The following is a 10429-nucleotide window of genomic DNA, read 5'->3' as shown; positions in this document are numbered from 1 at the left end:
GGTACGGGGGAGGCGAACACGACCGCGATAACCAGTAATACCGCGTGTGACACACCGGAGAAGGCTCCGGCGGCGTGGGCGGCGAAGAACCACGCCGGTGGCGGGAAGAATGACTGGTTCCTACCGTCCAAGGATGAACTGAATCAGTTGTACGCACAGAAAGCCACTGTTGGCGGGTTCGGCGATGACGGCTGCTGGTCCTCGTCGCAGGGCAGTGCGAGCTACGCGTGGTTCCAGTTCTTCGACGATGGCGACCAGTTCAACGTCAGCGAGGGCAACACCTACCGCGTGCGGCCGGTCCGGGCTTTTTAGCGATTCAACTATGGCTCTCCTGACACATCTGTGGAGAGACAGCGCACCTGGGCGCGGGCGGGAGTGCACCGTTGAAGGATCTACGTGTCCATTTTGTCGGGTTCCTGGACTGCGATCGACCCGATATGGTCGTCAAGAGCGCGAAACTCGGGCCTGATCTCGCTCACGGATGCGCCGGAGAGCCTTTCCCAAGTGAGGGCACCCCATTTCGATGGGAGGCGAAAGGGGAGTAGCCTTTCGCCGGTCCCTCCCCCACAAGGTGGGGGGACCCCCAGGGACATTGGCGGGTTGCCCGAGCGGCCAAAGGGAGCGGTCTGTAAAACCGTCGGCATTGCCTACACTGGTTCGAATCCAGTACCCGCCACGTCGTGATGTTGCCGTCCTGCGATGGGTCGGCTCCCCCTTGTCCCCCAGTTAGCGCGAGCGAGGAGCGTTCTGTTCGACTGTGGAGCGCACTGAGGCCGCGTCGACTTGAGCCTTGAGAATCTTTGCCAACTTGTTCATCTGCCGCACGTGCGCCCAGTCCCCGTCGGTTTGCAGTTCGGCGGGTCCGACCCCAGCCGTGATGATGGCAACGGCATAGTCGCCAAGGATGCCCATCTGACGGGTCTCGGTGTACGGCTCGAGCCAACCACCCTTGAAAGCGCTCGCTCCTATCGTTCCCAGTCCCCAACTGTGGGCCTTGATCGGGTGCATCTCGCCAAGCACGTACCTGCTGGCCTTCTTGGAGACGACTTCGCCGTTGTATAGGGCGGCCATGAAGCGGATCTGGTTTCGGATGCTCCACTGCATGGACCCCTCGCTGCTGTCGGGGGCGGACGTTTCGGTGTCACCAATCGAGCGAAGGATTCCGGTCATGGGCGTTCCTGACCCTCCCGGAATGGCAGCACGAATCTGAAGCAGCGCGTTCATGTCGGAGGCGGTCAATGCCGACTTGATCCGTGCCTTCCAGTGTGCGGACAGGTTGTCGGGGTTGCCATCCGCGACCGTGTCGATGAAGGCAAGCACCACGAGGACCTTGGAGGTTGACCACGCCCGGCTGCTTGGGACGCTGCCCTCCACCGTGATGTCGTCGGGGTTGGACAGTGGCGCGTAGGCGATGGCGTTGCTGGTGTTTCCCTTGAGGCCGCGCACCGGCTTCGCGGGCTTGGGCGTAGGGATGGGGGACGGCTCTGGCCGAGGAATCGAAGGGCCCGCAGTGGAGCTGGTGGCAGTCGGGGCGGCTGTCGTTGATTCGGGTTCGCCGCCGGTGTCGGCTGAGCACCCCGCCGCTACTAGCCCCAGCGACGCCACGAAGATTACGGTTCGGGCAGCGGCTCGAGAACGCGCGACACCACGCAGGCGCGAGGGTCCGCGTGACCCCCAGATGGGGCGGAACGCGTCAGCCAGGCTGGCCTTCCGCGAAGAAGCGCTGTGGTTGATAGCCAATCCTTTGAGTCGTTGGCATCCATGATTCACGGACCAGGCTCATCCGGTGGGGTTGGGGGTGCCGCTTCTGTCAGCTTGGCGCACGGTCCGCGAAGTTCCGGTGACGCTGCCCCCCGGTGTAATCTGAACGCTGCTCGCCCCAGTAGCTCAGTCGGCAGAGCGTCTCCATGGTAAGGAGAAGGTCTAGGGTTCGATTCCCTACTGGGGCTCCATGTCGGACACCCGGCATGTAACAACTGAATGCCCTTGTGATCAGGCCCCGGACCGGTCCGGAGCCTCGGCGGAGTAGCTCAGTCAGGTAGAGCAAGCGGCTCATAATCGCTGTGTCGCCGGTTCAAGTCCGGCCTCCGCTACTGATCCGGTCGGTTCGCGAGAGTCCGCCGGGCTCGCAAGGAGACAACGCCCGAAACTGAAAGGCGGCCCCAATGGCCAAGGCCACAGATGTGCGCCCCAAGATCACCCTGGCCTGCCAGGAGTGCAAAGACCGCAACTACATCACCAAGAAGAACCGGCGCAACGATCCGGACCGACTTGAGATGTCGAAGTTCTGCCCGAAGTGCGGCAAGCACACGGTTCACAAGGAAACCCGCTGACACTTCCCTCCAGCGGGGCCGGTTCAGCTTGAGCCATCACGGGATGTGAAGGGCAACCTGGCAGGTCCAAACTGCTACGGGGCGCTACAGTGTAGTTATGAGCGCCAGTGAACCCCGGTCGATTCGACTCAGCGCGTCGGTCCTGAGACGTCTGCGCGAACGAGCGACTCGCTACCCAGGCGGCAAACCGGCCACAGTCGCCGCGCAACTCATCGACGAGGGACTGCGGATGGCGGACTACCCAGGCATCGTCTTTCGGGACGGACCGACTGGACGACGGGCCGGCCTCGCGGCGGGACCAGATGTCTGGGAGGTCGTGGAGGCGATCAACTCAACCAAGCGCGCGGAACCAGGCCTTTCCGAATCCGAACTCGTTGACCTGGTCAGCGAGAACACGGGCATCGCTGCGCGCCTCGTTCACACCGCCGTCAGCTACTGGGCTGCCTGGCCAGACGAAATCGAAGAGAGCATCGCTGCGAACCAGCGAGCGGAAGTCACACAGATGGCCGCCGTTCAGCGTTCGCATCGATTGCTAGCGCAGTGACCGAGCGACTTCTGCTCGATGAACAGCTGTCAGGCGCTATCGCGGATGAGCTGACTCGCCGCGGACACGATGTCGCATCGACAGCCGCTGACCCGGCCCTACGAGGAATGCCAGATGATCAGGTCCTGGAACTCGCGAGTTCGCAGCAGCGGATCGTCGTAACCCGGAACATCCACGACTTCGCTGACCTGGACCGGCTGTGGCAGCAGCACGGACGGACACACTCGGGGATCGTCTACGTCGCCAACCTGACCTTCCCGTCAAACCGAGGGTTCGTCGGCGCGCTCGTCGTCGCACTGGACGCAGCCCTCAAATGGGGTTCGCTGCCGCGCCCTGGCGCGACCGGCTTTCTGGCGCGAGACCAGCGGCCTCGCTCACGTCGGCGATAGCGCGGTCAGGACCAGACGAGGCAGCAGGCAGCCCGACCCGGGCGGTCCTGGAGCCGGTCAGGCCGGGTAGGTTCGGCCGGGGGAGTGGTCCCCTTCATAGGGGAGTTGGCACGCTAGGAGGTGCGAGATGGGACGACTCGATGACCGGGTAGCGATAGTCACCGGCGCAGGTCGCGGAATCGGCAGAGCCACGGCGATGCGGCTAGCGGCGGATGGGGCGGCTGTTGTCGTCAACGACATCGATGAGGAGCCGACAGCCGAGACGGTGTCGCTGATAAGGGACGCTGGAGGATCGGCGCTAGGCGTAGTCGCCAACACGGTGGAGATGGAGGAGGCTCGCCGCCTCACCGGGGCTGCTGTCGACGAGTTCGGCAAGCTCGACATTGTCGTCAACAACGCCGGCGTGACCAGGGATCGGATGTTCCACGGGCTCAGCGATGATCTGTTCGATGTCGTTTTGGACGCGAACTTGCGAACGTCCTTCCACACCACGCTGGCCGCCATGCCCCACATCCGCGAGGTGGCCAAGTCCGAGATCAAGGAAACGGGCAGTCCTGCCTACCACCGCAAGATCGTCTTCACCTCAAGCGTCGCGGCCATCATGGGCAATCCGGGCCAGTTCAACTACACGGCGGCCAAGGGCGCCCTGATAGCGGTTACCAAGACTCTGGCCAGGGAACTGGGGCCGTTCGGGATCAACGTCAACGCCGTGGCTCCGGGGTTCATCGAAACGCGGATGACGGCCGCCAAAGGCCCCGGTGACGCGCAAGGGATTCCCGAGGAGATGCGCAATATCGCCAGGGCGATGATCTCGTTGGGTCGGCTGGGAGTTCCAGACGACATAGCGAAGGTGACCGCCTTCTTGTGCTCTGCGGATTCGGACTTCGTCTCCGGTGTGACGATTCCCGTCACCGGTGGGCAAATCGGCGGCATGTAGTGGCTATCAACCAGTCCTTCGTTGGCAAGGCCTACCCCAAGGCGCCGGTGTACGAGGTTGGCCGGGAGAAGATCCGCGAATTCGCGACAGCGATCGGGGACTTCAATCCCGCGTACCACAACGTTGACGCGGCGCGCGAGCTCGGCCACGACGATCTGATCGCGCCACCCACATTCCCGTTCGTTCTCACGATCAAGTCCCTGGCGCTGGCCATGTTCGACCCGGACCTGGGGCTCGACTACGGACGGGTGGTCCATGGGGAGCAGCATTTCGACTACGTGCGCCCGATCCAGGCTGGCGATCGGTTGACGGTGAGCACAGTCATCGACGACATTCACGCTTCGGGTAGCAACGAGTTTCTGACCGCCAAGAGCGAAGTCAGGACCTCGGATGGAGAGCTGGTTGTCACCACGCGAGAAGTCATAGTCTCTCGCGGCACGGCGGGAGCGCAGCCATGAGCGCGATCATCTCCTACGACGACGTGGAAGTCGGGACCGAACTGCCGAAGCTGGAAGTGCGCTTGCAGCGCGTGAATCTGGTGATGTACGCCGGGGCGAGCGGGGACTTCAACCCGATCCACTGGAACACTCGGTATGCGAACCAGGTCGGCCTGCCGGACGTGATCGCCCACGGCATGCTCACCATGGCCACGGCGGCGCGCCTGGTCACCGAGTGGGTCGCGGATCCCGGTGCGGTGGTGTCCTACTCCGTGAGGTTCAGCAAACCGGTCGTAGTCCCTGATGATGACCGGGGAGCCGTGCTGTCCGTAGCTGGCCGGGTTCTGGAGAAGCTCCCCGACCGGCGGGTCAGGGTGGGACTCGAAGTCACAAGTCCGGGCGATGGTGGGCCGGTTGACGTGATGCACAAGGCCACGATCGTCGCGCAGCTCGCCTGAGTTGATGGACCGACCGGGCCGCGGCGCTCATCCAGTGGCGTTGAGCAGCGGAATCGGATTCGCGTGACCAGCCGACCAGAAGTACGCCTGAGCAGTCTGACGACGCTGCGCGTGGGAGGCCCTACCAAGACTCTCGTCCGCGCCCATACGGAGGAGGAGCTGATCTCGGCGGTCGCGCGGGCTGATGCCGACTCCGAGCCCCTGCTGATTCTGGGTGGTGGCAGCGACGTTGTTGTCGCCGACGATGGCTGGCCGGGGACCACTGTCCTGGTGCGGACAACCGGGATCGAGGTGGCCGCCCAAGGTGAGTGTTCCGACGTGATGGTTGCCGCTGGCGAGGACTGGGACCGTGTCGTGTCCGAGATGGTGGACGCCGAGCTCGCTGGCATCGAGGCACTGGCTGGCATCCCTGGGAGCGCGGGCGCCACGCCTATTCAGAACGTTGGCGCCTACGGGCAGGAAGTGGCGCGAGTCGTCCAACTCGTGCGCGTGTGGGACCGCGTGGCCATGCGCAGACTGGACCTGGAGCCTGGAGAGTGCGCGTTCGGATACCGCGACAGCGTCTTCAAACGGGACCCCAACCGGTACGTCGTCCTGTCAGTGCGGCTGAGGTTGGCGAAGTCAGGGGTTTGTCGTCCTATCGCCTACGGCGAGCTGGCCCGCGCGCTGGGAGTCTCGCCCGGCGACAGTGCGCCGCTGTCGGCCACGCGCGAGGCGGTGCTGGGCCTGCGCCGCGGCAAAGGCATGGTTCTTGATCCTGATGACCACGACACGTGGAGCGTCGGGTCATTCTTCGTCAACCCGGTGGTGTCTGCCGCGCGGGCTGCCGACCTGAGACGCGATGCTCCGCGGTTCCCGGCTCCCGATGGCGTCAAGCTGAGTGCCGCGTGGCTCATCGAACAGGCTGGCTTCACGCGAGGCTATGGGGACGGACCAGCGGCGCTGTCCGGCAAGCACAGCTTGGCTATCACGAACCGCGGCAACGCGACTACCAACGACGTGTTGGCGCTCGCACGTCAGATTCGGGAAGGCGTGAGGCGGAAGTTTGGCATTGTGCTGATGGCCGAGCCCACTCTTGTCGGCTGCGAGCTGTAGGCAGGATCGCGAGCTGTAGCAAGTCAGCCCAGCAGCGCGGCGATCCGGGCGATGCCCTCAACCAGATCTTCGTCGCCGAGGGCGTAGGACAGGCGCAAATAGCCGGGGGATCCGAATGCTTCTCCAGGTACGACTGCGACCTCTGCCTCCTCCAGAATCACTTCCGCCAGCTCAGCGGACGTCTCCGGCGTGCGCCCGCGAATCGCGCGGCCGAGCACTGACTTGACGCTCGGGTACGCGTAGAAGGCGCCCTCAGGGGTTGGACAGTGGATGCCCGGTATCTCGTTGAGCATCTGGACCATGGTGAGGCGTCTTCGGTCGAACGCTTCGCGCATAGACGCCACCGCCTCCAGATCCCCGGACACCGCCGCGAGGGCCGCGGCTTGGGCCACGTTGCATACGTTCGATGTCGCGTGTGACTGCAGGTTGGTCGCGGCCTTGACGACGTCGGGTGGACCGATGAGCCAACCGACGCGCCACCCGGTCATGGCATAGGTCTTGGCGACTCCGTTGACGACGATGCAGCGGTCGAGCAGGTCCGGTGCCAGGACCGGCATGGACGAGAACTCGGCGTCGCCATACACGAGGTGCTCATAGATCTCATCGGTGATGACCCAAAGGCCGCGCTCCACCGCCCATTGCCCGATCGCCTCGACCTCGGCTGGGGAATACACCGCACCCGTGGGGTTGGACGGCGAGACGAACACCAGCGCCTTGGTGTGGTCGGTGATGGCCCGGTCGAGTTGCTCGACAGACACCCGGTACCCGGTGGACTCGTCCGCTGGCACATCGACCGGGACGCCGCCGGCCAGTCGGATTGATTCCGGATAGGTCGTCCAATACGGCGACGGCAGGAGCACCTCGTCGCCCGGGTCGATGATCGTGGCGAAGGCGTTGAACAGGGCGTGCTTGCCGCCGTTGCTGATCACGACCTGTGATGCGGGCACGACCAGACCTGAATCTCGGGCGGTCTTGGCAGCCACCGCTTCTTTCAGCGCGGGCTGGCCCCCGGCCGGGCTGTAGCGGTGGGACTTCGGATCGCGCGCGGACGCGATGGCGGCTTGGACGATGTAGTCGGGGGTGGCGAAATCGGGTTCGCCCGCGCCGAACCCGATGACCGGGCGTCCCGCCGCCCGCAGAGCTTTGGCCTTGGCGTCGACAGCTAGCGTGGCTGACTCTGTGATCGAGCCGATGCGATGGGAGATTCTCGTGTTGGACACCATGGCGCCAATCTTGACAGGGGCCCGCGCGGGCTCCAAGTCCGCCGGGGCGTGATCGCCTGCCGCGACTCCGACGACCGGGCGAATCACCCCGTTCGGGTCCCCGGCCCGATGTCCCTTCGGTGCGGTTCGGGGGCAGAATCGAAGCTGGCCGCTAGGGGATTGGACCCAGGTCGGCGCGTGCGCCTACACTCGACTTCGGCGTTGAGCCGTCGCGCGAGCCTGCCCAGGGAGGCTGTGCACGGCCCGAGGTGATTGTCCGACCAGTCGGGCGGGAACCGGACGTTGAAGGGTCGTAGCTCAACTGGGAGAGCACCGGTCTCCAAAACCGGCGGTTGGGGGTTCAAGTCCCTCCGGCCCTGCTCGAGTCCCGCGTGCGCGGGGCGTAGCAGATGCCAGCTGGCCACAGTGAGCTGGTCCGCAGTGGAGGGTTTGTGAGCGAAGCGGAAACCGCGAAGACCGACAAGAAGCTCGGCCTGATCGCCAGGCTGTCCTTGTTCGTGCGCGAGATCATGGCGGAACTGCGCAAGGTCATCTGGCCGACGCGTAAGGAACTGATCACGTACACCGGGGTCGTCATCGTCTTCGTGCTGGCGATGGCCGGGATCGTGGCTCTGCTGGATTTCGTTTTCGGTAAGGGAGTGCTGTTCACGTTCGGAGGCGGCGGCGAGTAGTCGTCGTCACGAAGGGAATTGAGAAAAGTGTCGGACCAGATCGATCCGTTCCTGGCGGAGGCTGACGTGTCGCAGGAGACCGTCGAGGCTGACGTGCCGCAGGAGACCGTCGAGAATCTCGCGCAAGAGTCGGCGGAGCCTGAGGCGCTACAGGGCGCTGTCGACGTGGACGTGCTTGAGTCGGCGGAGCCTGACCTGCACGAGTCCTTGATCATGCAGCCCGGCGAGTGGTACGTGATCCACTCCTACGCTGGCTACGAGAAGCGCGTCAAGGCCAACCTCGAACGGCGACGCGAGACGATGAACCTCGAGGACCGGATCTTTCAGGTCGAGGTCCCAGAGGACGAGGTCACCGAGTTCCGCAAGGGCGAGAAGCGGCGTGTTAGGCGAATCAAGCTGCCCGGGTACGTTCTGGTCCGCATGGACTTGGACGAGGAGACGTGGGGAGCCGTCCGGCACACCCCCGGCGTCACCGGGTTCGTTGGCAGCGCGCAGAACCCGCATCCGTTGACCATTGACGAGGTCGTCCACATGCTGAAGCCGCCCGAGACGGCCAAGACAGCGGTCGCCGCGGGTTCAGTGAGTACCGGCGGCGGTGTGGCGGCTCAGCCAGCCATCGTCACGGACTTCGACGTCTCGGATGTGGTCACCGTCATCGACGGGCCTTTCGCCACGTTGCAGGCCACGATCTCGGAGGTCAACGCCGAGGCTCAGAAGCTCACCGCCATGGTCGAGTTGTTCGGCCGTGACACGCCGGTGGAACTGCGATTCGATCAGGTCGAGCGGACCTAGATCCAGCTATCAGGTAAGGAAACCAATGGCTCCCAAGAAGAAGAAGAAGAAGGTCTCGGCGCTGATCAAGCTCCAGATCACAGCTGGCCAGGCGAATCCGGCTCCTCCGGTCGGTCCGGCGCTGGGCCAGCACGGCGTCAACATCATGGAGTTTTGCAAGGCGTACAACGTGGCCACCGAGTCGCAACGCGGCGAGGTCATCCCGGTTGAGATCACCGTCTACGAAGATCGCTCGTTCGACTTCGTGACCAAGACCCCACCCGCGTCCAAGCTGCTGCTGAAGGCCGCCGGAATCAGCAAAGGCTCCGGTGAGCCGCAGCGGGTCAAGGTGGGTTCGGTTACCCGGGACCAGGTGCGCAAGATCGCTGAGATCAAGATGCCGGACATCAACGCCAACGACGTGGATGCCGCCATGAAGATCATCGAAGGTACAGCGCGCCAGATGGGCGTGACGGTCGCCGACTGATCGGTGAGTGTACGGCCGCCGGATCGTCCGGGGCCGTCAGTGGCAGGGCCAGCGTCGCCCGATGACCACAACTGCGAAGGAGAGCAGAGATGAAGCGCAGCAAGAACTACAAGGCCGCCGTAGCGGTCGTCGACAAGACCAAGTTGCACAGCCCCGCGGAGGCGATGCGGCTGGCGAAGGAAGCCGGCAAGGAGAAGTTCGACGCCACTGTGGAGTGTGCGATACGTCTGGGTGTCGACCCTCGGAAGGCGGACCAGATGGTTCGCGGGACGGTCAATCTGCCCAATGGCACTGGCAAGACCGCCCGGGTTCTGGTGTTCGCGGCGGGAGAGAAGGCCGAGGAGGCTCGTGCCGCCGGCGCGGACTTCGTCGGTAGCGACGACATGATCGAGAAGGTGTCCGGGGGCTGGACAGACTTCGACTCAGCCGTCGCGACGCCGGACCTGATGGGCAAGGTCGGGCGGCTCGGTAGGGTCCTTGGGCCCCGCGGCCTGATGCCAAACCCGAAGACGGGCACCGTGACCATGGACGTCGCCAAGGCCGTCGCGGATATCAAGGGCGGGAAGATCGAGTTCCGTGTCGACAAGCACGCGAACCTGCATTTCGTCATCGGCAAGAAGTCGTTCAGCGAGCAGGCGCTTGCGGAGAACTACGCTGCCGCGATCGACGAGGTTCTGCGTGCCAAGCCCGCGAGCGCCAAGGGCCGCTACGTCAGGTCGATCACCGTCTCCAGCACGATGGGCCCCGGCATCCCGGTCGACCCGTCGCGTGTCAAGGGCGCGGCTGCCACGGGTTGATCGGGGAACGGGGGTGACGCTCCGGGGGGCGTGGTGCCTCACACAAAAGTGAGCGCGAAGCGGTGCCCGGTGCCTCACGTTTTGTGAGCGCGTGCGGGCTTGCTCTACTCCGCCTTGGCCAATCGGTTGATTGACGGTTGTAACGCGGCTCTTCGGATTCCAGTGGGGACCTGCGGGTTGTGGGTGATTTCTTGCTTCTGGCCGTGTCGTTGGGTGGGGTTGTCGGGGGGGTCGATTAGTATCGGACACATGTTCGATGGTGTTGGTTCCTCGCCTCTTGACCCGGC

Annotated in this window: 15 protein-coding genes and 4 tRNA genes; 17 read left to right on the top strand and 2 right to left on the bottom strand. The window is 64.4% G+C overall.

Features of this window, described 5'->3' with window-relative positions:
• Together Q8P38_04140 and Q8P38_04135 are read left to right on the top strand one after the other, a co-directional pair.
• A partial coding sequence (locus Q8P38_04140) for a DUF1566 domain-containing protein (GenBank protein MDP4013792.1) occupies positions 1-312 on the top strand: 312 nt, incomplete at its 5' end.
• A gap of 282 nt (positions 313-594) precedes the next feature.
• Positions 595-676: transfer RNA gene (locus tag Q8P38_04135), tRNA-Tyr, on the top strand.
• Positions 677-726: 50 nt separating this feature from the next.
• Here the strand turns inward: Q8P38_04135 and Q8P38_04130 are convergent.
• Complete coding sequence (locus tag Q8P38_04130; protein MDP4013791.1) at positions 727-1446, bottom strand: hypothetical protein; 720 nt, start codon at positions 1444-1446, stop codon at positions 727-729.
• Here Q8P38_04130 and Q8P38_04125 point away from each other — a divergent pair.
• From Q8P38_04125 to Q8P38_04080, 10 genes are all read left to right on the top strand, one after another.
• Positions 1433-1765 carry a hypothetical protein gene (locus Q8P38_04125; GenBank protein MDP4013790.1) on the top strand — a complete coding sequence of 111 codons (333 nt, stop codon included), beginning with the start codon at positions 1433-1435 and terminating at the stop codon, positions 1763-1765. The two genes, Q8P38_04130 and Q8P38_04125, sit on opposite strands and share 14 nt — an antisense overlap.
• 111 nt (positions 1766-1876) lie before the next feature.
• Positions 1877-1952: transfer RNA gene (locus Q8P38_04120), tRNA-Thr, on the top strand.
• A gap of 67 nt (positions 1953-2019) precedes the next feature.
• A tRNA-Met gene (locus Q8P38_04115) sits at positions 2020-2093 on the top strand.
• 72 nt (positions 2094-2165) lie between these two features.
• Positions 2166-2333 carry a 50S ribosomal protein L33 gene (rpmG, locus tag Q8P38_04110; protein MDP4013789.1) on the top strand — a complete coding sequence of 56 codons (168 nt, stop codon included), beginning with the start codon at positions 2166-2168 and terminating at the stop codon, positions 2331-2333.
• Positions 2334-2430: 97 nt separating this feature from the next.
• Positions 2431-2877: a hypothetical protein gene (locus Q8P38_04105; protein ID MDP4013788.1), complete on the top strand. Its 447-nt coding sequence runs from the start codon at positions 2431-2433 to the stop codon at positions 2875-2877.
• The gene (locus tag Q8P38_04100; GenBank protein MDP4013787.1) at positions 2874-3266 is read left to right on the top strand and encodes a DUF5615 family PIN-like protein; all 393 of its coding nucleotides are present in this window, start codon (positions 2874-2876) and stop codon (positions 3264-3266) included. Before Q8P38_04105 ends, Q8P38_04100 begins: the two co-directional genes overlap by 4 nt.
• A 127-nt stretch (positions 3267-3393) precedes the next feature.
• Complete coding sequence (locus Q8P38_04095; protein ID MDP4013786.1) at positions 3394-4203, top strand: SDR family NAD(P)-dependent oxidoreductase; 810 nt, start codon at positions 3394-3396, stop codon at positions 4201-4203.
• Complete coding sequence (locus tag Q8P38_04090) at positions 4203-4661, top strand: MaoC family dehydratase N-terminal domain-containing protein (GenBank protein ID MDP4013785.1); 459 nt, start codon at positions 4203-4205, stop codon at positions 4659-4661. Before Q8P38_04095 ends, Q8P38_04090 begins: the two co-directional genes overlap by 1 nt.
• Entirely contained in the window at positions 4658-5098 is a 441-nt protein-coding gene (locus tag Q8P38_04085; GenBank protein MDP4013784.1) for a MaoC/PaaZ C-terminal domain-containing protein, read from the top strand. The genes Q8P38_04090 and Q8P38_04085 overlap by 4 nt, the downstream gene beginning before the upstream one ends.
• 63 nt (positions 5099-5161) lie before the next feature.
• Positions 5162-6193, top strand: a complete 1032-nt coding sequence (locus Q8P38_04080; protein ID MDP4013783.1) for a UDP-N-acetylmuramate dehydrogenase — start codon at positions 5162-5164, stop codon at positions 6191-6193.
• A 23-nt stretch (positions 6194-6216) separates the two neighbouring features.
• On the opposite strand, the gene Q8P38_04075 is transcribed toward Q8P38_04080, so the two are convergent.
• Positions 6217-7416, bottom strand: coding sequence for a pyridoxal phosphate-dependent aminotransferase (locus tag Q8P38_04075; GenBank protein ID MDP4013782.1), 1200 nt, complete (start codon positions 7414-7416; stop codon positions 6217-6219).
• Positions 7417-7702: 286 nt separating this feature from the next.
• On the opposite strand from Q8P38_04075, the gene Q8P38_04070 reads away from it, so the two are divergent.
• The 5 genes from Q8P38_04070 to rplA all read left to right on the top strand — a co-directional run bounded on the left by Q8P38_04070 (position 7703) and on the right by rplA (position 10142).
• A tRNA-Trp gene (locus tag Q8P38_04070) sits at positions 7703-7775 on the top strand.
• Positions 7776-7847: 72 nt separating this feature from the next.
• Entirely contained in the window at positions 7848-8087 is a 240-nt protein-coding gene (secE, locus tag Q8P38_04065; protein MDP4013781.1) for a preprotein translocase subunit SecE, read from the top strand.
• A 27-nt stretch (positions 8088-8114) separates the two neighbouring features.
• Positions 8115-8879, top strand: coding sequence for a transcription termination/antitermination protein NusG (gene nusG, locus Q8P38_04060; protein MDP4013780.1), 765 nt, complete (start codon positions 8115-8117; stop codon positions 8877-8879).
• A 25-nt stretch (positions 8880-8904) separates the two neighbouring features.
• Complete coding sequence (gene rplK / locus Q8P38_04055; protein ID MDP4013779.1) at positions 8905-9345, top strand: 50S ribosomal protein L11; 441 nt, start codon at positions 8905-8907, stop codon at positions 9343-9345.
• Positions 9346-9434: 89 nt separating this feature from the next.
• Complete coding sequence (gene rplA, locus Q8P38_04050; protein ID MDP4013778.1) at positions 9435-10142, top strand: 50S ribosomal protein L1; 708 nt, start codon at positions 9435-9437, stop codon at positions 10140-10142.
• Positions 10143-10429: the final 287 nt, after the last annotated feature.

The sequence above is a fragment of the Candidatus Nanopelagicales bacterium genome (assembly GCA_030700225.1).
Classification (GTDB): Bacteria; Actinomycetota; Actinomycetes; order S36-B12.
The sequence above is the reverse complement of the archived record's forward strand: the minus strand, read 5'-3'. Positions and strand labels throughout refer to the sequence as shown.